This window comes from Pseudaeromonas aegiceratis, from assembly GCF_046254905.1.
Taxonomy (GTDB): Bacteria; Pseudomonadota; Gammaproteobacteria; order Enterobacterales; family Aeromonadaceae; genus Pseudaeromonas; species Pseudaeromonas aegiceratis.
In genome coordinates, this window is the sequence record NZ_CP158016.1 from 3,501,576 (window position 1) to 3,524,243 (window position 22,668).

Sequence of the window (22,668 nt, forward strand, 5' to 3'; positions counted from 1 at the left end):
ATGAGTGAATGGATGACCATCTGGGATGCCCGCGATGCTTTTTTCGGCGGCTTCCTCAACACCATCAAGCTGTTCGGCATCTCCGCCCTGCTGGGGCTGCTGCTGGGCGCCCTGCTGCTCTACCTGCTGGAAGGCCCGACCAACCGCGCGCGTCAGGGGCTGGGGCTGTTTGTCGACGCCATGCGCACCATCCCCTTCCTGATCCTGGCCTACCTGCTCTACTACGGCCTGCCGCAAGGCGGGGTGCGCCTGACCGCGGACGTGGCGGGGCTCATCTCCCTGACCCTCTACCACGGCGCCTACTTCTGCGAGATCTTCCGCAGCCAGCGCCGGGTGATGCCCAAGGGCCTCATCGAGGCGGCCCAGGCCCACGGCTTCCGCCACCACCTGGTGTTCCTGCGCGTCATTCTGCCCAACGTGGTGATGACCAGCCTGCCCCTCATCGGCAACCAGCTGATCATCTGCCTCAAGGACACCGCCTTCTTGTGCATCATCACGGTGAAGGAAGTGACCGCCGCCGCCAACAGCGTGCAGGCCACCTACTTCATCCCCATGAAGGCCTTCCTGGTGGCCATCATGCTCTACTGGATCATCAGCCTGTTGATCGAATATGCCATCCGCTGGCTGGGCCGGCTGGGCAAGCAACGAGGATTTAGTCATGTCTGACAACGCCGCCATTACCGTAAACCGTCTGTCCAAGCAGTTCGACAACGTCGAGGTGCTGCGGGACATCAACCTCACCGTCAACAAGGGCGAGGTGGTGAGCATCCTGGGCTCCTCCGGCTCAGGCAAATCCACCCTGCTGCGCTGCATGAACTGGCTGGAGCAGCCGGATCGCGGCACCATCCACATCGGCGAGGAGCGCATCGGCATCGATGACAAGACCCAGCAGCCCATGAGCAACAAGCAGCTGGCCCGCATCCGCGAACGGGTAGGCATGGTGTTCCAGAGCTTCAACCTCTGGCCCCACCTGACGGTGCGGCAGAACGTCACCGAGGCCCTGATCCACGTGAAGAAGATGTCCAAGGACGAGGCCAACCAGATCGCCACCACCCAGCTGGAGAAGGTGGGCATGCTGGAGAAGCAGGACGTCTACCCCATCACACTGTCCGGCGGCCAGAAGCAGCGGGTGGCCATCGCCCGCTCCCTGGCCATGAGCCCAGAGGTGATGCTGTTCGACGAACCCACCTCCGCCCTGGACCCGGAACGGGTGGGCGAGGTGCTGGCGGTGATGAAGCAGCTCTCCCAGGAGGGCTACACCATGGTGGTGGTGACCCACGAGATGGAGTTCGCCCGCGCCGTATCCGATCAGGTGGTGTTCCTGGAGAAGGGCAAGCTGATCGAACAGGCCCCGCCGGAAGAGTTCTTCACCAATCCCAAGTCCGAACGGGTCAAACAGTTCCTGCAGACGGTGCGGCAGTAAGCCGTCACCGCACGGTTCGCCACATAATAAGACTGACCTCCTCTCTCGCTTTCAACCGCCCCCTGGGCGGTTTTTTATTGCTGGCCCGCAAGCGGGCAGCGGGGGCTTGGCCCAGCCCTGGGCAAGGGGTGGGGTCGGCGTTGGACTGGCTCAACTTCGTTGATGTGATTGATTCAGCTCTTCGTTGCCCGTTGCGCCCTGATCGCGCATCGAGCCTTTCTTTAACCCCGCTGGCGCGGGGGCGCCAAGGGGCGGTCATGCCACCGCCCCTTAACCCCGGGCACTCCCCGCTGTCTGGGCCTGCGGCGCACCTCGTCGTTCACGCCGGGCTTGGGGAACGTCATCAACGTCCGCTGCGCCCTCCCTGGCTGCGCATTCCACTCGGGCTATCCCTGCCCTCGCGCCAAACCGGGCCGGGATACTCAATCCCGTCCCTTTCCGCTTTGGCCCCGGCGCGGCAATGGCTGACTCGGCTTCCTGCCTCGTCGCCTATCCCCCGCTGCCACCTCGGCCAGACAGAGGGGAGACGTATCCCGTTAGCCAGCCCCTGAGACGCCGCCCAGTTATCGGATTACTCATTCCCCGTAGGGCGTAATAGCGCAGCGTATTGCGCCAAAGCCGCCAGGCACCACGGACACCACACCAGGCGCCCTGCCCAATGGCGGTGATGACAAAGCCAAAAATGTGGCCTCCACGCATGTCAGATCATGTAAAGGTCGATAGGATAAGGGACTCACAAGGATGTGGTACAGGCAGCAGGCTGGGAGCTGAAACCCAAGGGCGGTAGCCTGGCCGCCAGACTAAAGACCAAGCCCAATCCAAGCGCCGATCCACAGTGCAAATAATCAAGAACAACACGATCAGGTCCCACTGCGGGATAGATGGCCAATTTGCCGCCAAGCCACACAGGGCAAGCAAAGATCGGATTTTTTACTGCCAAGACAATAGGTTGTAAGTGGCACTCGCCTTGCGCCACGGAACTAGGCGGCATGTGCCCCATGGATAGGTGGCAAAATGCCGCCTAATAAATGCTCATTGGGGAGGATCATGGCAGAACTCTTGAAATATATATCGCTTATTACGTTGTGTGGTACAGCGATCTCTTTTGCTGTTGGTTTAATAAAATGGATTGATCAGCGAAATAGAGAACAAGAGCAGAAACAATTTGAGGCATTTCATAAAATGGTTTGTATTGCGTCTGGTGTTAACGAATCTGGCCAAACGGTAAAGATGGTTCAACAAATCGCTGCTATATACCAGCTTCAAGCCTACAAGCAATATGCTTTTGCAGCGGTGCCGGTTCTTGAACTATTGCTGTTTGAGTATGACTCAGCAAAAGATAGTCGAACACAACATTTAGATAAGGCCATCAAGGAAACTTTGTACGTATTATCAAAGCACTAACAAGGCCAAACAGCAGCGCGCGCTTCGTGCGCTAGACCTCGTTTCACTCGGCCGCTGTTGGCGGCGTTAGGTATTTAGAGCAATGGAAAGCCAAGAAAACAAACTATTTGCCCAAGCGGCCCATCCACTCAATTGGTATGAAGTCGCAAAATTGATGCATGAGAATGCTCATGCGCTGTATGATATGCATCAAGGTATGGTCACATACAATGATGGCGTTAAGTCCATTACTAGACCGACGTCGAATAGATCAGTTTTTTTACTTGCGGCGTTTGCTCTTGAGAACCTTATCAAAGCCTTTCTAATCTACGAAAATCCTAGTTACATAGAAGGCGGAAAATTATCTAACCAATTGCTAAGCAGCCATAAATTAAGCAAACTCCAAAAAAGTGTAAGAAAATACCGTCTCCCAAAAGAACTCGTCATGTCTTTGAAACGTTGGAGGTTGGAGTCAACTCTTGGGCAAGGTATCCCTGTGCTACCGCTGTTCACCGAGAAACAGAAGAACGAACAGTAACGCCGGAATTCTGGAAGTGCTATAACAACGTATTCGAGCTATACAGTAAAAAGCTTGAGCAACTTTTATCTAAAAAATGGAGAGGGCCTTATGGTGAACTCACATCGGTACAATTCCGATAAATTGCCTAACAAGGCTATCATAGGGGCGTTAGCATCCCTGAGGTAGCATGAGACACCTTTCTTTATTCACCCTTATAATAGCTGTAATGCTAGTTTCTGGTTGCGATAGCTTAAATCATTGCCAATATCTATTAGTTCCAGGACCGTAGGGCCGATTAGCGCAGCGTAATCGCCCGCATAGAAAACAAACCAACACCTGAGAATCATGGACAATAAATTAATCAACCACTTAAGATCATTTAACTCAAAAGAACGGTTTTATCTGATTGGCGAAATATTAGGAAACCCCTCATTCAAATTGTCTGCCACTTTTTGCGATAAGTTATCAGAACAAATAGGGGTAACTGTTCCACAAGATTCATTTGCCGCGCTTGATTACCATCTGGACTGGTTATATGCGAGCTTGATTCTAGCTCAAGAAGAAGATGTCAGCACTGTTCATTTGAATGATAATGATATTATCAAGGGTCACCAAGAAGATATGGACTTCATTATCGCCTTTGAAAAGGACGGTGTGACACATATTGTTCTTATAGAGGCGAAAGGAGTTACAAGTTGGGGAAATAAACAAATGAACTCAAAAATCAGCCGCCTAAAGCTAATATTTGAAGATAACCACTGCCACAACGTCAAACCACACCTAGTTTTTCTCTCACCAAGCAAACCCCAAAAACTAGAAATGCAGGCTTGGTCGGCCTGGATGAAGAAAGACGGCTCAGATAATGACTTTAAATTTATCCCGCTATCGCTACCTTGCGGACTAATGTTTGTCACTCGACATAAAGAACCGGATTCGAATGGGAAAGAGATAACCAAATGGACAACAAAAGCCCGACGGTACGTATGCAAAAACAGCTAAATTCAGTCTTCCACTCAGATGTACAAATCGGCGCCATTCGACCCTTATTTGTCAGGCGACCGCGCTGCTCTGAGCGCCTGCCGGCTGGCGAGGCGAGCGACTCGCTGGATAAATGCTGGCCGGCTCTCATCACCACCTTGCCGACGGCTGGGTCGTGCCGCTTAGAGTATGATTAAGCATGGCTCATCGCTCCTGCGGCTCTGAGGCATCACCTTATCGCTGAGGATGAAAGATTGGATAAATCAGGCACTTCATGTCGGCAATGCCTCGAATCCGTGGATCTTGGCTTTGATTTCACCATGGCATTTCAGCCAATCATTCAATGCTCGTCTAGAACCATTTTTGGCTATGAAGCCCTGGTGCGCGGCCTGCACAACGAATCGGCCCATTCCATCATCTCTCGGGTCAACGAGGACAATCGATATAGATTCGATCAGTTGTGCCGAATCAAGGCCATTGCCTTGGCGGCAAAATTGAACATCAAGACCATGGTCAGCATTAATTTTCTGCCCAATGCCGTCTATCGACCAGAACGCTGCATCCGCACCACATTAGAGGCCGCCAAAGAATATGACTTCCCCATCGAGCAGATCATGTTCGAATTTACGGAAGTCGAGCAGGTAAAAGATCATCAACACATCAAAGGCATAGTCGACTACTACAGGCGCCTTGGATTCAAGACGGCGATTGACGATTTTGGCTCAGGCTATTCCGGCCTCAACCTGCTGGCCGATTTTCAGACCGACATCGCCAAACTGGATATGGAACTGATCCGCAACATAGATCAGGATCCCGTCCGGCAGATCATTGTCAGAAACCTGGTCGCCATGTTCCAGGAGCTGCAAATCACCCCGCTGGCGGAGGGCATAGAGACAACCGCTGAGCTGGGTTTTTTACGCGCGGTGGGAATAGATCTGGTGCAGGGCTATCTCTTCGCCAAGCCGGGGTTTGAATCATTACCCGCGGTGGACTTTTCGATTCTGTAATATGGCCCCCCCCCCCCAGCAGATACCATAGACTCGCGCCATCAAGCCGCAGCCCGTCGCCATACACTCCGAGGACGCTCCATGCCCCCCTACCCCAGGCTCAATAAGATCTATGCCGGCTTTATCTTAGGTGCCGGGCTGACGGCCGCGGCCGTGGCGGGTTACAGCGCCCTGTTCAATGCCGAAGATGAGCAGACCGCCTGGCTGGTCGGCGGGATGGCGGGGCTGATATTGCTGGGTGCCTGTCTGCTGGTGCGTTCGGCGGCTCGCCTGCGCCTCACGGACGAGGGGGTGAGCCGCGGTAACCTCACACTGCGCTGGGACGCCATCACAGGCGTGGCGCTGATCGGTGCCGGCATCCAGCTGTCCGATGGCCGACATAAGCTCACCCTGGCCCCCTGGGCCTATCAGGAGCCGGAGGCCGTGCGGGCCTTCATTCAGGCTAACCTGCCTCCATCTCGGCAACCCGCGTAGGGCGTATGCGTCATAGCCCCATGCAAACCATCCCGCTTCGCGGACTAAGGAGATGCCCTGGCCTACCAGGGGATGCCAATACGCAATAGGAGCCCCATGTTTCATTTCTTGCAAAAGACGCCAGGAGTGGCCTGCCCACCGGAGATACAAGCCGCCGTCTTGTCGATCATAGCGGCGACCGCCGTGGAGATCCGCGGCTGTGACAATCTGCGTGTGGCCCGCGTGCTGGCAAGCCAGATCCACAATCTGCCCGATCTTATCGCCGACTACTCGGTGGACAAGCTGGCCCGCTACTGGCCTGACGACAAGGCGTTGGTAGAAAAAGTGGCGGCGCAGGAAGGCTACCATCTGTGCCTGATGCCCCAGGCCTGGTCCGCCGCCGAAACCGTGTTTCGTCGGCACCTGAGTTGAGATTTGGACCAACACGGAAAATAACCCACTGGCCACACTTGGAGTGAACAGCATGGAAGATAAACAGGATTGGAAGCTGAGGCTGAGATACGGCAAGGAGACCACCCCCTATCACCATTTCACCGTCATCGGCGAGGGGAGGGTCGAAGCGCTGGTCGATGGTTTCAGCTGTCCCCCTGGGCCCGCCTTCATGGCCATGAAGACCTGGGCCCTGGACGCCGCCCAATCCGCCGACATGCTGAGGGTCATAGGCCACCGGGAGAGCATCCCTTTGGCTATGACATCCAGTTCACGCCCTACGTCGACTAGTCGGCTCGGCGCCTAGAAACAACAACGCCCTGCATCGCAGGGCGTTGTACTTTGCGCTCGCCACCGGGGCGAGCCGTGAGGCCAGGCTTAGTCGCGATCGATGGCGAAGGAGGACCAGGCCTGACGGGTGGGCATGACTTCCACCCGGTTGATGCAGATATGATCCGGCAGGGTGGCGATGTAGAACATCTGCTCGGCGATATCCTCGGCGGACAGCGCCGTGGTGCCGTTGTACAGGCGGTCGGAGGCGGCCTGATCGCCCTTGGTGCGCACCAGGGTGAACTCGGTCTCGGCGATGCCGGGAGCGAGATCGGTCACCCGCACGCCAGTGCCCAGCAGGTCACAGCGCAGGTTGTAGCTGAACTGTTTGACGAAGGCCTTGGTGCCGCCGTAAACGTGGCTGCCCGGGTAGGGCCATTGGCCGGCGATGGAGCCGACGTTGATGATGCTGGCACCGGCGCCCACCCCGATCAGGGTGTGCAGCAGGGCGTGGGTGACGTTCACCAGCCCCTTGACGTTGGTGTCGATCATGGTGTGCCAGTCTTCCAGTTCCACGCTCTGGGAGGGGTTGGGGGAGAGTGCCAGCCCGGCGTTGTTCAGCAGGCATTTCACCTGCTTGAAGCCTTCCGGCAGGGCGGCCACCACGGCCTTGACCGCGTCGGCATCCCGCACGTCCAGGGTGGCGTAGTGCACCGGCACCTTGGCGGAGAGCTCGTCGGCCAGCGCCTTGAGGCGATCCTCACGACGACCGGTGATCACCACGCTCCAGCCGGCGGCGGCGAAGCGACGGGCGGCGGCCCGGCCAAAGCCGGAGGTAGCACCGGTAATGAAAACAACATCTGCCATGTTCGACTCCTTATCCTTAATCCTTGTCACGCAAAAAAGTTGCCATGAGGCTTACTTGAGCATCACCCACAGCGACATCAAAATCAGCAGCGGGGCCACCCCGCGACGATAGTCCAGCCCAGGGTAGCGCCGAAACAGGGTCTGGCCCAGCTGATTCCCCAACAAAGAGGGGAGCAGCATCCAGGCCCCCAGGGTCAGCACCTGGCGGTCCAGCAGCCCGGAGAGGGCCAGCCCCACCAGGGTGGCGGCACTGCACAGGGCGAAGAACAGGATGGCGGTGGCCCGCTGGGCCCGGGCCTCGATGGGCTGGTTCAGCAGGTAGACCATCAGGGGCGGCCCGCCGGCCGAGGCCGTGGTCATGGCCAGGCCGGAGGCGATCCCGGCGCCCACCGCAAAGCGCTGGGCCAGGGGCCGCAGGGGCACCTGAAACAGCAGCAACAGCCCCCCCACCAGGGAGATGGCCCCCACCAGCAGGCTCATGGTGCTGGCGGGCAGCCAGTTCACCGCCCAGATCCCTACCGGCAGGGCCAACAGCATGCCCAGCAGCAGGCGCCCCAGCAGGGGCCGGTGGCAGTGGGCCATCGCCTGGGGCAAGAGCCCCACGCAGCAGGCCAGATCCAGCAATATGGCGGTGGCCAGCGCCTGCTGGGCCGGCAGCAACAGGTTGAGCCCCAGCACCACCATCACCGCATAGCCGAAGCCGGCGAACCCCCGCAACAAGCCGGCCAGGCCGGCGATACACAATGCCGTCACCATGACGCCTCCCGGCCGCTTGTTATCCTGGCCCCACAATACGAAGAAAGCGCGCCGGCCAATAGGGCCAGATGCCGCCAGCGGCCGGGACACAGGCCCGTGGCGCCGCCGCCCCGCACCCAGCGGCGCCCCGGAACGGCGCGGGATCCGGCCTTCTGGCCCAACTGACACAAGCATCGCCGGAAACTGGCTCTACCCCCCGGGCCAGCAGCTTCTTAGTCTGGCAGCAAGGACGTCGGTCACGGGACCGACCCATTTCAGCGACGAATACAAGAGGTACACCATGAATCAGGCACTGAGTTGCGAACAGACCATCACCAACGGCGATGTCTACGATCTGGACCGGGCTTACGTCTTCCACTCCTGGTCGGTGCAATCCGCCCTCAAGCCCCTGGTGATCGCCGGCGGTGAAGGCTGCCGCCTGTGGGATTACGATGGCAAGGAGTACCTGGACTTCAGCAGCCAGCTGGTGAACACCAACATCGGCCACCAGCATCCCAAGGTGGTCGCCGCCATCGTCGAGCAGGCCACCCAGCTGGCCACCATTGCCCCCGCCACCGCCAACCTGGCCCGGGGTGAAGCCGCCAAGCGCATCGTCAACCTGGCACCGGAAGGCTTCAATAAGGTGTTCTTCACCAACGCCGGCGCCGATGCCAACGAGAACGCCATCCGCATGGCCCGCCTGGTGACCGGCCGTGACAAGATCCTCTCCGGCTACCGCTCCTACCACGGCAACACCGGCGCCGCCATCGTCGCCACCGGGGATGCCCGTCGCGTACCGAACGAATATGCCCGTGGCCACGTGCACTTCTTCAACCCCTACCTGTACCGCAGCGAGTTCTCCGCCACCACGGAGGCCGAAGAGAGCGAACGCGCCCTGGCCCACCTGCGCCGCATCATCGAATGCGAAGGCCCCTCCTCCATCGCCGCCCTGCTGATGGAGAGCATCCCCGGCACCGCCGGCGTCCTGGTGCAGCCGGCCGGCTACATGCAGGGGGTCCGCGCCCTGTGCGACGAGTTCGGCATCCTGCTGATCCTGGATGAAGTCATGGCGGGCTTTGGCCGTACCGGTCGCTGGTTTGCCTTTGAGCACTTCGGCATCAAGCCGGACCTCATCACCTTCGCCAAGGGCGTCAACTCAGGCTATGTGCCCGCCGGCGGCGTCATACTGTCCGACAAGGTGGCCGACTTCTTCCAGGACCGTTACTTCCCGGGCGGCCTGACCTACTCAGGTCACCCCCTGGCCATGGCGGCCATCGTCGCCACCCTGGATGCCATGACCGAGGAGCAGGTGGTGGAGAACGCCGACATGATCGGTAAAGAAGTGCTGGGCCCGGGCCTGGCCGCCCTGACCGCCAAGTACCCGCTGGTGGGTGAGGTGCGCGGCATGGGGGTCTTCTGGGCCATGGAGCTGGTGAGCGATGCCGCCAAGCGCACCCCGCTGGCTGCCGACGTGATGGGCAAGATCAAAGCTGCACTGATCGCCGAAGGCCTGCTGCCCTTCGTGGTGGACAACCGCATCCACGTGGTGCCGCCCTGCACCGTGACCGTCGACGAAGCCAAGGCCGGTCTGGCCATCATCGACAAGGTGCTGGCCCAGTTCGCCTGAGCCACCGCCCCCGTAAAAAAACCGGCCTAGTGCCGGTTTTTTTATGCCGTGACGGTCAGAACTGGTACTGGTAGGTCAGGGCCGCCGCCACCGCATCGGCGCGGTAGTTGCCCACGTTCAGCAGGTAGAGCCGCTTGTTGTAACGCTTGTCGATGAGCCCCAGCAGGTTGTAGCCGTTGAGGCTGACCTTGCCGTAACCCTGGGTGTCGTAGTGCAGCCCCAGATCCAGGAACATGGCCCGCCCCACAGAGTCGTCGTAGCCACTGTCCGTCAGGTTGGTGGAGGACGAGTTGGGGTTCGCCTCCCGGGCATCGTTGGTGCTCTGGATCTGATCCTCGGCGCCGTCGTAATGCCAGAAGACGCGCAGGTTGCCGGTGAGCTGCCAGGCCGGATCCCACTGCCAGGCGCCGTACAGCTTGGTGATATGGTTGCTCCAGTTGTTCAGATCGTTGCCGTAGCCCAGGTGGGAGGCGGTGATGCGGGTGGAGCCGCCCGGTGCCAGGTTGAAATCATCCAGCTTGCTCCAGCCGTGGGAGAAGCCCAGGCTCAGCCCCTCGAAGCGATACCCCAGCTCCAGCTCGGCCCCGCCGTACTTGAACTCCCCCACCGGCTGGGTGTGCAACGTGGTGAAGTTGAAGCCCAGCAGCTCGGCGCGGCTGTAGAAGCCGGTGAGGGTCAGGTTGCTGTGCAGCCCCAGCTCCCGGCTGTAGATCAGCTCGGCGCTGTCCAGCTGCTCCGACTGGGGATCGTCCCCCGCCAGGTACTGGGCCCGCAGCTCCTCGGCGTTGTTCTTGCGCACCGAGCGGCTCAGGATCGCCTTCAGGGTATCCCGCTCGCTCACCGCCGCCACCCAGGCCAGCCGGGGCGACCACATCCAGCCGGTGTAGCGGTCCTTGTCCGCCCGCAGGCCGACAAACTGGGTGAGCCAGGGTTGCAGCTGCCACTGGTGTTCGCCAAACAGGCCGATGGCATCCGTCCACCAGGTATCCATCGCCCCCAGGGCGGAGGAGTAGGCGTCATCAAAGCTCCAGCCGGACAGCCCCCAGCGGGAGTAGATGTACTCGCCCCCCAGGGCGCTGGCGTGGCGGGCACTGTGGTTCCAGTTGAGTGTGCCCCGCAGCAGGTACTCCTCCTCGCGGTGGTTCTCCGGGCTGTTGCCATCCCAGAAGCTGTTCCACAGCTCCCGGCTGTAGACGGTCGTGTCATAGCCGCCCTTGAGCTCCAGCCAGAGGCGATCGTTCAGCACCACCAGCTGGCTCAGATCCAGCGCCAGCTGGCGATAGCCCACCCCCTGGGTGGCGTAGGCCGACTCCGGCGTGCCCTCGGTGCCGTAGCCGTTGGGGGCGCTGTAGACCACCTTGTGCTCCCAGGTGAGCTGCTCGCCCCCCTGGGTGAAGCGCAGCCAGGCGTTGAAGTCCTGCTGCTGGTAGTGAGCGTGCACTTTCACCTTGGGCCGGCGGTGATAGCTGGCGTGATTACCCGGCACCGAGAAGGGCACGGCGTCCCCGCCGCTGACCCTGTCCCCCCAGACGGTGTCATCGCTCAGGCCATACACCAGAGGCGAGCTGCCGCTGCCGGCGCCCCGGTAGTCGCTGATGCCGCCATACAGCCAGAGGCCGTGGTTCGCGCCATCCAGGGTCACCGTCTGCCGCCACTCCAGGGCGGTGAAGGCCTCTCCCACGCCCCACTTGAGGCTGACCCCATCCGGGGCATGCTGGGCGAAGCTGTCGGTCTGGATGTTGATCACCATGGAGACGGCGCCGGGGCCGTAGATCACCGAGCCGGGCCCCCGCACCACATCGATCTTGCGGATGTCCCCCAGCAGGGGCAGATCCCGCTCGGAGAGGGCGCCATAATGGGTCTTCTCGTTGAGCACCCGGCCGTTCAGCACCAGCAGGTACTTGTCGTCCCGATCGCCTATGATGCCGCGCATGCCCATGTGGGAGGCTTCCCAGTGGTGGGGCAGGTAGTGGAAGCTGGGGACATAGATCTCCAGCAGGTCAAACAGGCTGCGGGCGCCGGACTCCTCGATCATCTGCCGATCTATGCTGGTGACGGCCGCCGGCATGTGCCGCTGGGCCGTGGGGGTCAGGGTGGCGGCGCCATCCAGCTGGATTTGCATCAACTGCTCCAGGCTGAGATCCAGCAGGGCCTCCTCATCCTCGGCCTGGGCTCCCCCGCCCAGCAACACCCCCGCCATCAAGACCACACCCCGAGTCACACCCATGCCACCCCAACCCTGTCGACAATCCTTGTCTTAGTGATAGCCAACAGTAACCAGCCGCGGCGGCTTTGGGCATGGCGGGCCGCTCAGGCTGTGATCCCGGTTGAGGTTCCCGGCCTGACCAGGGGCCGGCGAGTTTGAACTGGCTCGCGCTCTGTTACCATCGCTGCAGCACTGCCTGGTACTTCCAGATAGAGTGCAAGAAGAGGATGTTTTCTTATCGCGGGCTTTACATTGTCTCCAGCACCCCGGCTCTTTTGGCCTTGGCAACGCGGGTTGCCGTGCCGCCGCCTTCACCTCGTCCAGCCTGGCTGGCTGGCGCTGGTGCTGTGCTGTTTACCCGTCTGGGCCGACAAGCCTCTGACCCTGGAGAGACTCAAAGTGGCCTACGTGTTCAATTTTATCAAGTTCACCCGCTGGCCCCAGCTGGGTAGCGACGACAGGCCGCTGCACCTGTGTCTGGCCAATGTCGATGGGGATCTGCAGACCGCCTTTGCGGCCCTGGAGGGCAAGCAGGCCCATGGCCACCCCATCTACCTGCATGCGCTGACCCCCAAGCAGAGTACCGCCGGCTGCCATGTCTACTTCCTGCGCCAGGGCGGCGCCCCCGTCCCCCTGGATCCGCTGCGGCTCCGCCAACCCGAGCTGCTGACCATAGGGGACGGCGACGGCTTCGTAGCCGACGGCGGCCACATCGGCCTCAAGGAGCGGGCGGGACGCCTGCAGTTCGAGGTCAACTTTGCCAGCCTGAAACAGGCTAACTTTCAGATCAGCGCCCAGCTGCTCAAGCTGGCCCTCAACGCACGGACGCCGCGATGAAACTCTTCCAGCACTGGCATCATCTCACCCTGGCCAAGAAGACCACCGCCCTGGTGGTGCTGGTCTGCACCCTGACCCTGGCACTGTTCACCGCCGCCTTCCTCACCCAGCAATATGCCATGCTGCGCAACCAGGCCCAGGCAGGACTGGAGGCCCTGTCCGAGAGCACCGCCTTCAACAGCGCCGCCGCCGTGGCCTTCGAGGATGCGGCCAGCGCCCACCAGACCCTGCAATCCCTGCGGGCCGCCCCGGCGGTCACCCGGGCCAGCATCACGCTGCCGGATGGCCGGGTGCTGGCCAGCTATGAGCTGCTCAGCTCGGACAGTGCCGGCGATGAGCTGGTGCTCACCACGCCGGTGAACCTGCAGGGGGACCGGTTGGCCACCCTGGAGATCCATGCCAGCCTGGGGGAGCTGAAGGAGCTGACCCGCCAGAGCCTGATCATGGTGCTATTGCTGAGCCTGCTGGCCCTGCTGCTGGCCGGCTGGCTGGCGCGGCTGGCGGGCCACATCCTCACCCGCCCCCTCACCCGGCTGGCGGAGCTGGCCGATGCGGTGGCCCAGCAACAGAACTACAGCCTGCGGGCCACCGAGGGCAAGGACCAAGATGAGGCCGGACAGCTGGCCCACCGCGTCAACGAGATGCTGGCTCAGATCGAGCGACGCAACCGGGCCCTGGCGGCCCACCGGGAGCAGTTGGAGCAGGAGGTGAGCCTGCGCACCCAGGATCTGGTGCAGGCGCGGGATGCGGCCGAGTCGGCCAACCGGGCCAAGAGTGAATTCCTGGCCATGATGAGCCACGAGATCCGCACCCCCCTCAACGGCGTCATCGGCATGACGGACCTGCTGGGGGGCACGGCGCTGGACGACAAGCAGCATCGCTTCCTGCGGGTCATCCGCCGCTCCGGCGAGGATCTGCTGACCATCATCAACGACATACTGGACTTCTCCAAGATAGAGGCGGGCAAGCTGGAGCTGGAGTGCAGCAGCTTCAACCTCAACCTGCTGCTGGAGGATCTGGTGGAGCGCCTCGCCCCTGTGGCCCACGGCAAGGGGCTGGAGATCCTCTGCGCCCCGCCGCCCCACACCCTGCACCTGCGGGGGGACAGCAAGCGGCTGAGCCAGGTGCTGACCAACCTGGTGGGCAACGCCATCAAGTTCACCGAGCGCGGTCAGGTGGTGGTCAAGGTGCAGCTCAGCGAACAGGACGAGGAGCTGGTCAGCTGCCACTTCAGCGTGGCGGACTCCGGCATCGGCATCCCCAAGGAGCGGCAGTCCAAGCTGTTCAAGGCCTTCTCCCAGGCGGACAGCTCCACCACCCGGCGCTTCGGCGGCACCGGGCTGGGGCTGGCGATCTCCCAGCGGCTGGTGCAGCTGATGGGGGGCCAGATCGAGCTGGACAGCGCGCCGGGCCGCGGCAGCGACTTCTTCTTCACCCTGACCCTGCACCAGGAGAAGACCCTGCAGGAGCTTCCCAACCCGCAACGCCTCAGCAGCCTCAAGGTGCTGCTGGTGGACGACAACCCCGTCAACCTGGAGATACTCCAGCACCAGCTGACCGCCTGGCACTGCGACATCATCAGCACCCAGAGCGTGGCCCAGGCCATGGGGCAGCTGGAGCAGGGGCTGCAGCTGGGCAGCCCCATCAACCTGGTGCTCACCGACATGATGATGCCGGAGGCGGATGGGGTGGATCTCATTCGCCAGCTGCAGCAGCACCCCCAGCTGGCGGCCCTGCCGGTGATCATCCTCAGCTCCGCCTGCCGCCTGCCGATACAGCAGGCCTGCCAGGAGGCGGTGAACTGCCAGATGCTAGGCAAGCCGGTGCGCCAGGCCGAACTCTACGACGCCATGACCCGCGCCCTGCAGCGCCCCCTGCCGACCCTGGCGCCCCAGCCCGGCCCGTCCCGGCCTCCCCTTCGGCTGCGCGGCCGGGTGCTGCTGGCCGAAGACAATCTGGTCAATCAGGAGGTGGCGCTGGCCATGATGCAGAACCTGGGGCTGGCCTCGGAGACGGTGGGCAACGGCGCCGATGCCCTGGAGCTGCTGGCCCGGGAGCCCGGCACCTTCGATCTCATCCTGATGGACTGCCAGATGCCGGTGATGGACGGCTTCGAGGCCACCGCCCGCCTGCGCCAGCAGGAGCTGTTCCGCGGCAATCACATGCCCATCATAGCCCTCACCGCCAACGCGGTGGCCGGGGATCGGGAGCGCTGCCTGGATGCCGGCATGGACGACTACCTCTCCAAGCCCTTCACCCAGGATCAGCTCAGCAACCTGCTGAGCAAGTGGCTGCCCGCCGCGCCCGCCCAGCCCCCCAAGGCGCCGCCCGCCGCACCGGCCCCAGAGCCACGGGGCCAGCTGCTGGACCAGCGGGCCCTGGCGAGCCTGCGCGGCCTGCGGGACGGCCTGCTGGTGAAGGTGCTGGACACCTGGCTGCAGGAGTCGCCCCAGTTGCTGGAGCAGCTCAAACAGGCGCTGCAGGAGCGGGACTTGAGCCGGCTGCACCGCGCCGCCCATTCGCTGAAGAACAGCGCCGCCACCCTGGGGGCCGGCCAGCTCGCCGCCGCCTGCCTGCAGGTGGAGCAGTTGGCCCGCCAGGAGCAGCTGGACGCGATCCCGGCCCTGATGACCGAACTCGACCGCCTCTTCACGGCGGCCCATGAGGAGATCCAATGGCTGCGCCAGGAGGAAGAGGCATGAGCCTGCCAACGGCCCCCCAAAAGCCCCTGATCCTGGTGGTGGACGACGAGGCAAGCGCCCGCCTCATCATGACCGCCACCCTGGAGGAGGCGGGCTTTGCGGTGATCGAGGCGGACAGCGTGGCCAGCGCCCGGGCCCAGTTCGCCCAGCAGGCGCCGGATCTGGTGATCCTGGATGTGATACTGCCGGACGGCAACGGCATCGCCCTGTGCGCCGAGCTGCGCCAGCACCCCAAGGGCCGCGACCTGCCCATCGCGATGGCCACCGGGCTGGACGATGTCGCCTCCATCCAGCAGGCCTTCCAGTCCGGCGCCACCGACTTCATCACCAAGCCCATCAGCTGGGGCACCCTGGGTCACAGGGTGCGCTACCTGCTGCGGGCCCATCGCGCCTTCGAGGAGCTGACCCTCAGCGAGCACAAGAACCGCGCCCTGCTCTCCGCCCTGCCGGATCTGCTGTTCAGCCTGAATGCCGACGGCGTCATCCTGGCGCGGCTGGCCGGCGCCCAGTCCCCCCACTGGGGCCAGTGGGACCTGCAGGTGGGCGACCGGCTGACGGAGCGCCTGCCCGCCCCGCTGAGCAGCCTGCTGCAACCAGCCCTGCAGCTGGCACTGCACAGCCAGCAGCCCCAGAGCCTGGAGCTGACCCTGCCCCGCAGCGAGGCGGGGGTCTACTGGGAGGCCCGCCTGATCCCCCGCAATCAGCAGGAGCTGCTGCTGGTGGTGCGGGACATCTCCCGCCGCAAGCGGCTGGAGCACCAGCTGTGGCTCTCCGCCCGGGTGTTCGAGGCCAGCAACGAGGCCATCCTGATCACCGACCGGGACAACCGCATCATCTCGGTCAACCCCATGTTCGAGCGCCTCACCGGCTTTCACGCCCGGGAGGTCCTGGGCCAGAGCCCGCGCCTGCTGGGGGCCGGCCAGGAGCACCGCAGCCTGTACCGCAACCTCTGGGCCCGGCTGCAGGAGCAGGGGGCCTGGCAGGGCGAACTGCTGGACCGGCGCAAGGACGGCCAGGAGTACCCGGTGTGGCTCTCCATCAACCTGCTGCGGGATGCCGACGGCCAGATCGAGTACCACATCGCCAGCTTCGCCGACATCTCGGAGCGCAAGCGCCAGGAGGCGCAGATCGCCCACCTGGCCTATCACGACCTGCTCACCGGCCTGCCCAACCGTCGCCTGCTCACCGATCGCATTCAGGTGGCCCTGGCCCAGGCGGAGCGTGACCGTGACGGGGTGGCGGTGCTGCTCATCGATCTGGATCGCTTCAAGACCATCAACGACTCCCTGGGCCATGACAGCGGTGACCAGCTGCTGCAGCAGGTGGGGCAGCGGCTGCTGGCCCGGGTGCGCCACAGCGATACCGTCAGCCGCATCGGTGGCGACGAGTTCGTGGTGCTGAGCCCGGATTGCGGTCAGCCCGCCACCGCCGCCGCCCTGGCGGCCAAGCTGCTGCGGGCCCTGGCGGAGCCCTTCGATCTGGCGGGCACGCCGCTCATCATCCGCGCCAGCATCGGCATCGCCCTCTACCCGGAAAACGGCCAGCGCCCCGACACCCTGCTGGCCAATGCCGACGCCGCCATGTACCAGGCCAAGGCCAACGACGGCAACAACTACCAGTTCTACTCCCCGGAGCTCAACGAGCGGAACCTGACCCGGCTGCGCATGGAGTTGCGGCTGCGCCAGGCCCTGGAGCGCCAGGAGTTCGTGCTGTACTTTCAACCCCAGGTGGCCGCCGACGGCGGGCGCCTGGTGGGGGCCGAGGCCCTGATCCGCTGGCAGGATCCGGTGCATGGCCTGATCCCGCCGGGGCAATTCATCCCCCTGGCCGAGGAGACCGGCCTGATCCAGCCCATCGGCGACTGGGTCATCCAGGAGGTCTGCCGCCAGCAACAGCGCTGGCGGGCCCAGGGGTTGGAACTGCCCATCGCGGTGAACCTGTCCGCCCGCCAGTTCCGCCAGCGCAGCTTCATCGACGGCATCAGCCAGGCCCTGGCCCAGACCGGCATACCGCCGCACCTGGTGGAGCTGGAGCTGACCGAGAGCATGCTGATGCAGGATGCCCAGCAGGCGGCGGCCAAGCTGAACCGGCTGAAGGCCCTGGGGTTTCGCATCGCGGTGGATGACTTCGGCACCGGCTTCTCCAGCCTCAACTACCTGCGCCTGTTCCCCATCGACGTGCTGAAGATCGATCAATCCTTCGTGCGGGAGCTGCAGGAGGATCGTGCCGCCCTGGCCATCATCGACTCCATCATCGCCCTGGCGAATGCCCTGGGCATGAACACGGTGGCCGAAGGGGTGGAGACCCAGGGCCAGCGCGACCTGCTGCAACGCCACGGCTGCCGCACCATCCAGGGCTACCTCATCGCCAAGCCCATGCCGGAAACGGCCTTCGTGCAGTGGCTGACCCGCTATCAGGCCCAGAGCACCCCGGCCTGAGGCCAACGGCCATAAAAAAAGCGCCTCACGGCGCTTTTTTTTTGACTCGTCACAGGGCTAGTCGCTCTCCACCACCCGGGTGGACCAGCCCATCTGGCTCTGGCGCTCGGCCTCGGCCTGCAGCTCCGAGGCCCGCAGGTAGTGCACCGTCTGCCAGCCGGCCGGCAGGTGCAGCACCAGGGTGTCGCCCTCCAGGCTCATGCGAAAATGCGGCACTGTGCCCTCGGTGCGGCGCATGCAGAGGATGATGGCCAGACGCAGCAGGCGGGCCAGCCGCGTGGCCTGGGTGGCGGACACCACGCTCTGGCGCTCCAGCGGTTCGGGCTTGAACTCGTCCCGCTGGTTGAACAGCAGGGCGGAGAGCAGCTGCTTCTGGGCCGGGGTGAAGCCCGGCATGTCGATATTATCTATGATGTAGGCGGCGTGCTGGGGGGCCTTCTTGTATTCGATGCACAGGCCGATCTCGTGCAGCATGGCGGCCCAGCGCAGTATGGGGCGACCATGCTGTTCGCTCAACCGCCACCCTACCTGCAGCTGGGCGAAGCCGTCCAACACCACGTCCCGCACCCGTTCGGCCTGGGTGCGATCCAGCTGATAACGGGTGATCAGGCTGTCCACGGTGCGCTCCCGGGCGTCGCACACCTTCTTGCGGCCCATCATGCCGTAGATGAGACCCTCCCGCAGGGCGCCGCCGGCCAGGGTCATGTGGTCGATCTGCAGGGTCTGGAACAGGGCGATGAGGATGGCGAGGCCCGACGGGAACACGGTGAGCCGCTCCGGCGCCAGGCCCTCCAGGGCCAGGTTGTCCAGGCGGCCGCAGGCGATGGCCTGGTCCTTGAGGCTCAGCAGCTTCTCCAGGGTCACCCGCTCGCTGCGCCCCTGGGCGATCATGATCTCCTGCAGGGCCTGCACGGTACCTGAGGCGCCGACGCAGGTCTGCCAGCCCAGGGCCTGATAGGCGGCCTGGATGGGGGCCAGCACCTGCTGGGCACCCTGAACGGCGGCGGCGAAGTTCAGCTCGTTGAGCAGGCCGTCGGCGAAGAAGCGCTTGAGCCAGGTGACGCAGCCCATGTGCAGGCTGTTGAGCAGTTCGGCCTCGTCCTGCTCGCCGATCACCAGCTCGGTGCTGGCGCCGCCGATGTCGATCACCAGACGGCGGCCCTCGCCGCTGGAGGTCCAGGAAACCCCCTGATAGATGGTGCTGGCCTCTTCCTCGCCGGTGATCACCTCCACCGGCTGGCCCAGGATGCGCTCGGCCTCGGCCAGGAACAGATCCACGTTGGCGGCCAGCCGCAGGGTGGCGGTGCCCACGATGCGGGTGTTGGCCTTGGGCACGTCCTGCAGCTGTTCGGCAAACAGCCGCAGACAATCCCATCCCCGGGCCATGGCCTCGGGACTCAGTTTGTAGTCACCGTCCAGACCCGCGGCCAGCCGCACCTTGCGCTTGACCTTGGCGACGGTGCGCACGGCACCGGCCACCTCTCTGACCACCAGCATGTGAAAGCTGTTGGAACCCAGATCGATGGCCGCATACAGGGGAGATGGATTCACTCTGACGTCCTGTCGGAAGCTTACCCTCGGCGGGGCGGGCGACGGCGATTGCCGCCGGGCTGGCGTTCACGCTGGTTGCGGTTCACCGCCGGCCGGTAACGGGTGATGTGCTTGGGCGGCGTCACGTCTTCCAGCAGGGCGGTGCGATCGTACTTGCTCACCGGAATGGGGTGATGGATGTACTCTTCGATGGCCGGCAGGTTGAAGGCGTAGTCCTCACAGGCGAAGCTGATGGAGTTGCCGCTCTTGCCCGCCCGACCGGTCCGACCGATGCGGTGCACATAGTCCTCGCAATCGTCCGGCAGATCGTAGTTGAACACGTGGGTCACATCCGGGATGTGCAGACCACGGGCCGCCACGTCGGTGGCCACCAGGATATCCAGCTTGCCGGCGGTGAAGTCTTCGAGGATCTTCAGCCGCTTCTTCTGGGGCACGTCACCGGTGAGCAGGCCGACGCGGTGGCCATCGGCCTCCAGCCAGCCGTGGATGTCCTCGCAGATGTGCTTGGTATTGGCAAAGACGATGGCCTTGTCCGGCCAGTCATCCTCAATGAGGGAGAGCAGCAGCAGCATCTTGTCGTCGTTGGAGGGATAGAAGAGCTCCTCCTTGATGAGCTGGCCGGTCATCTGCTCCGGCTCCACCACCACGTGCTCGGGCTCGTTCATGTGCTCGTAGGCCAGCTCCTTGACCCGCAGGGACAAGGTGGCGGAGAACAGCATGTTGAGCCGCTGATTGACGGGCGGCATGCGGCGGAACAGGTAACGGATGTCCTTGATGAAGCCCAGATCGAACATGCGATCCGCTTCATCCAGCACCACCGCCTGAATGGCCCCCAGGTCGATCACCCCCTGCTTGAGGAAGTCGATGATGCGGCCCGTGGTGCCGATGAGAAAGTCCACCCCCTGCTCCAGCGCCACCAGCTGCTTCTCGTAGGGTTCACCGCCGTAGGCCAGCCCCAGGGTCAACCCCGTGCTCTGGCTCATGCTCTGGGCATCGTGATAGATCTGCACCGCCAGCTCCCGGGTGGGGGCCATGATGATGACGCGGGGCTGATTGGTCTTGCGTTGTTCAGAGGCGGGGTGAGTCAGCAGGTGGTTGAAGGCGCCGGCCAGGAAGGCAAGGGTCTTGCCGGTCCCGGTCTGGGCCTGTCCGGCCAGATCCTTGCCCTGCAGCAGCAGCGGCAAAGCCAAGGCTTGAATGGGAGTGCAGTAGTGGAATCCCTTGGCTTCCAGACCGGCCAGAACCAGGGGTTCCAGGCCCAGCTGGGCGAACTTTTGCTCGGTTAGGTGTGTCTTGCTCATGGACGGCTAGGTTGTCAGGTTAGGCTTGCAATAATAAACAGGATCCATTCAAATAGGGCAACTATTTGCCTTTTTATTTACATCTTATTCCCCGGCCAAACCGGCGGGAGAAGGGGATGAAAACACTGAACTGGAGTGGGAGATGAGTGACAAGATTGTGCATCTGACCGATGCCGGCTTCGAAGCTGATGTCATCAAGGCTGCCGGCCCCGTGCTGGTAGACTTCTGGGCCGAATGGTGTGGTCCGTGCAAGATGATCGCCCCGATCCTGGACGAGGTGGCCAACGAATACGCCGGCAAGCTGACCGTCGCCAAGCTGAACATCGACCAGAACGCCCAGACGCCGCCTAAGTTCGGCATCCGTGGTATCCCGACCCTGCTGCTGTTCAAGAACGGCACAGTGGCCGCCACCAAGGTGGGCGCCTTGTCCAAGAGTCAGCTCAAAGAGTTCCTGGACGCCAACATCTGATTCGACAAAGGAGCGCAACGCGCTCCTTTTCTTTTCCCCCTCGCTGGACGCCCTCTTGCTTTGGTGCTAACTTACTGGCTGTTTACTGAACGAATTTTCGCTGATCCCACCTCCAGCGGTCTCTGGCACCACCCCAATAACACCCCTGTTGATAGACATTCCTTGCCATGAATCTGACTGAATTAAAGAACACCCCTGTCTCCGAGCTGGTCAAGCTGGGCGAATCCATGGGTATCGAAAACCTCGCCCGCCTGCACAAGAAAGACATCATCTTCGCCATCCTCAAGGCCCACGCCAAAAGCGGCGAAGACATCTTCGGTGACGGTGTACTGGAGATACTGCAGGATGGTTTCGGCTTCCTGCGCAGCGCCGACAGCTCCTACCTGGCGGGCCCGGACGACATCTATGTCTCCCCCAGCCAGGTGCGCCGCTTCAACCTGCGCACCGGTGACACCATCTCCGGCAAGATCCGCCCCCCCAAGGAGGGCGAGCGCTACTTCGCCCTGTTGAAGGTGGATCGGGTCAACTACGACCGGCCGGAAAACGCCCGCAACAAGATCCTGTTCGAGAACCTCACCCCCCTGCATCCGACCCAGCGCCTGCGTCTGGAACGGGGCAACGGTTCGACCGAGGACATCACCGCCCGGGTGCTGGATCTGGCCTCCCCCATCGGCAAGGGGCAACGTGGCCTGATCGTCGCACCGCCCAAGGCCGGTAAGACCATCCTGCTGCAGAACATCGCCCAGAGCATCACCAGCAACCACCCCGAGTGCGAACTCATCGTCCTGCTGATCGACGAACGTCCCGAAGAAGTGACCGAGATGCAGCGCATGGTGAAGGGCGAAGTGGTGGCCTCCACCTTCGACGAGCCGGCGACCCGCCACGTGCAGGTGGCCGAGATGGTCATCGAAAAGGCCAAGCGGCTGGTGGAGCACAAGAAGGACGTGGTGATCCTGCTGGACTCCATCACCCGTCTGGCCCGGGCCTACAACACCGTCATCCCCTCCTCCGGCAAGGTGCTGACCGGCGGTGTGGACGCCAACGCCCTCCACAGACCCAAGCGCTTCTTCGGTGCCGCCCGTAACGTGGAAGAGGGTGGCTCCCTGACCATCATAGCCACCGCCCTGATCGACACCGGCTCCAAGATGGACGAGGTGATCTACGAAGAGTTCAAAGGCACCGGCAACATGGAGCTGCACCTGTCTCGCAAGATCGCCGAGAAGCGGGTCTACCCCGCCATCGACATCACCCGTTCCGGTACCCGTCGCGAAGAGCTGCTGGCACCGCAGGACGAGCTGCAGAAGATGTGGATCCTGCGCAAGATCGTCCACCCCATGGGCGAGATCGATGCCATGGAGTTCCTCATCGACAAGCTCTCCCTGAGCAAGACCAACGACGAGTTCTTCGACGCCATGAAGCGGCAGCAGAAGTAAGCGCGTCGCAGCAAAGAA

The 22,668-nt window shown here is 62.7% G+C and carries 20 protein-coding genes; 15 read left to right on the plus strand and 5 right to left on the minus strand.

The window, feature by feature from the left end:
• The 9 genes from ABHF91_RS16380 (at position 1) to ABHF91_RS16420 (ending at position 6,521) form a co-directional block, all read left to right on the plus strand.
• Positions 1-666 (plus strand): amino acid ABC transporter permease, encoded by a 666-nt coding sequence (locus ABHF91_RS16380; RefSeq protein WP_409421297.1) that lies wholly within the window; start codon positions 1-3, stop codon positions 664-666.
• A complete protein-coding gene (locus tag ABHF91_RS16385) occupies positions 659-1,423 on the plus strand; it encodes an amino acid ABC transporter ATP-binding protein (RefSeq protein ID WP_409421298.1) in 765 nt (254 codons plus the stop codon). The genes ABHF91_RS16380 and ABHF91_RS16385 overlap by 8 nt, the downstream gene beginning before the upstream one ends.
• Before the next feature lie 1,047 nt (positions 1,424-2,470).
• Entirely contained in the window at positions 2,471-2,827 is a 357-nt protein-coding gene (locus tag ABHF91_RS16390; protein ID WP_409421299.1) for a hypothetical protein, read from the plus strand.
• 82 nt (positions 2,828-2,909) lie between these two features.
• The gene (locus ABHF91_RS16395; RefSeq protein WP_409421300.1) at positions 2,910-3,344 is read left to right on the plus strand and encodes a hypothetical protein; all 435 of its coding nucleotides are present in this window, start codon (positions 2,910-2,912) and stop codon (positions 3,342-3,344) included.
• A gap of 327 nt (positions 3,345-3,671) precedes the next feature.
• Positions 3,672-4,325: a hypothetical protein gene (locus tag ABHF91_RS16400; RefSeq protein WP_409421301.1), complete on the plus strand. Its 654-nt coding sequence runs from the start codon at positions 3,672-3,674 to the stop codon at positions 4,323-4,325.
• A 233-nt stretch (positions 4,326-4,558) separates the two neighbouring features.
• A complete protein-coding gene (locus ABHF91_RS16405) occupies positions 4,559-5,311 on the plus strand; it encodes an EAL domain-containing protein (protein ID WP_409421302.1) in 753 nt (250 codons plus the stop codon).
• Between the two features lie 81 nt (positions 5,312-5,392).
• Positions 5,393-5,785 carry a hypothetical protein gene (locus ABHF91_RS16410; protein WP_409421303.1) on the plus strand — a complete coding sequence of 131 codons (393 nt, stop codon included), beginning with the start codon at positions 5,393-5,395 and terminating at the stop codon, positions 5,783-5,785.
• Between the two features lie 96 nt (positions 5,786-5,881).
• Entirely contained in the window at positions 5,882-6,196 is a 315-nt protein-coding gene (locus ABHF91_RS16415; protein ID WP_409421304.1) for a hypothetical protein, read from the plus strand.
• 52 nt (positions 6,197-6,248) lie between these two features.
• On the plus strand, positions 6,249-6,521 hold the full coding sequence (locus tag ABHF91_RS16420; RefSeq protein ID WP_409421305.1) for a hypothetical protein: 273 nt from the start codon (positions 6,249-6,251) through the stop codon (positions 6,519-6,521).
• Positions 6,522-6,592: 71 nt separating this feature from the next.
• On the opposite strand, the gene ABHF91_RS16425 is transcribed toward ABHF91_RS16420, so the two are convergent.
• Positions 6,593-7,351: an SDR family NAD(P)-dependent oxidoreductase gene (locus ABHF91_RS16425; RefSeq protein WP_409421306.1), complete on the minus strand. Its 759-nt coding sequence runs from the start codon at positions 7,349-7,351 to the stop codon at positions 6,593-6,595.
• Positions 7,352-7,402: 51 nt separating this feature from the next.
• Positions 7,403-8,107 (minus strand): sulfite exporter TauE/SafE family protein, encoded by a 705-nt coding sequence (locus ABHF91_RS16430; protein WP_409421307.1) that lies wholly within the window; start codon positions 8,105-8,107, stop codon positions 7,403-7,405.
• Between the two features lie 280 nt (positions 8,108-8,387).
• Here ABHF91_RS16430 and ABHF91_RS16435 point away from each other — a divergent pair, with 280 nt between their 5' ends.
• Complete coding sequence (locus ABHF91_RS16435; RefSeq protein ID WP_409421308.1) at positions 8,388-9,713, plus strand: aspartate aminotransferase family protein; 1,326 nt, start codon at positions 8,388-8,390, stop codon at positions 9,711-9,713.
• Positions 9,714-9,768: 55 nt separating this feature from the next.
• On the opposite strand, the gene ABHF91_RS16440 is transcribed toward ABHF91_RS16435, so the two are convergent.
• A complete protein-coding gene (locus tag ABHF91_RS16440; protein WP_409421309.1) occupies positions 9,769-11,940 on the minus strand; it encodes a TonB-dependent receptor plug domain-containing protein in 2,172 nt (723 codons plus the stop codon).
• A gap of 378 nt (positions 11,941-12,318) precedes the next feature.
• Between ABHF91_RS16440 and ABHF91_RS16445 the strand changes: the two genes are divergently transcribed.
• From ABHF91_RS16445 to ABHF91_RS16455, 3 genes are read left to right on the plus strand one after another with little or no spacing between them, the layout of a single operon-like run.
• Positions 12,319-12,756 (plus strand): YfiR family protein, encoded by a 438-nt coding sequence (locus ABHF91_RS16445; protein WP_409421310.1) that lies wholly within the window; start codon positions 12,319-12,321, stop codon positions 12,754-12,756.
• Positions 12,753-15,458, plus strand: a complete 2,706-nt coding sequence (locus ABHF91_RS16450) for a response regulator (RefSeq protein WP_409421311.1) — start codon at positions 12,753-12,755, stop codon at positions 15,456-15,458. Before ABHF91_RS16445 ends, ABHF91_RS16450 begins: the two co-directional genes overlap by 4 nt.
• The gene (locus ABHF91_RS16455) at positions 15,455-17,896 is read left to right on the plus strand and encodes an EAL domain-containing protein (RefSeq protein WP_409421312.1); all 2,442 of its coding nucleotides are present in this window, start codon (positions 15,455-15,457) and stop codon (positions 17,894-17,896) included. Before ABHF91_RS16450 ends, ABHF91_RS16455 begins: the two co-directional genes overlap by 4 nt.
• Positions 17,897-17,953: 57 nt before the next feature.
• Here the strand turns inward: ABHF91_RS16455 and gppA are convergent, their stop codons facing one another.
• Together gppA and rhlB are read right to left on the minus strand one after the other, a co-directional pair.
• Entirely contained in the window at positions 17,954-19,447 is a 1,494-nt protein-coding gene (gppA, locus tag ABHF91_RS16460) for a guanosine-5'-triphosphate,3'-diphosphate diphosphatase (protein WP_409421313.1), read from the minus strand.
• A 20-nt stretch (positions 19,448-19,467) separates the two neighbouring features.
• On the minus strand, positions 19,468-20,748 hold the full coding sequence (rhlB, locus tag ABHF91_RS16465) for an ATP-dependent RNA helicase RhlB (protein WP_409421314.1): 1,281 nt from the start codon (positions 20,746-20,748) through the stop codon (positions 19,468-19,470).
• Positions 20,749-20,890: 142 nt separating this feature from the next.
• On the opposite strand from rhlB, the gene trxA reads away from it, so the two are divergent.
• Positions 20,891-21,217 carry a thioredoxin TrxA gene (trxA, locus tag ABHF91_RS16470; RefSeq protein ID WP_409421315.1) on the plus strand — a complete coding sequence of 109 codons (327 nt, stop codon included), beginning with the start codon at positions 20,891-20,893 and terminating at the stop codon, positions 21,215-21,217.
• Positions 21,218-21,384: 167 nt separating this feature from the next.
• Positions 21,385-22,650: a transcription termination factor Rho gene (gene rho / locus ABHF91_RS16475; RefSeq protein WP_345010039.1), complete on the plus strand. Its 1,266-nt coding sequence runs from the start codon at positions 21,385-21,387 to the stop codon at positions 22,648-22,650.
• Positions 22,651-22,668: the final 18 nt, after the last annotated feature.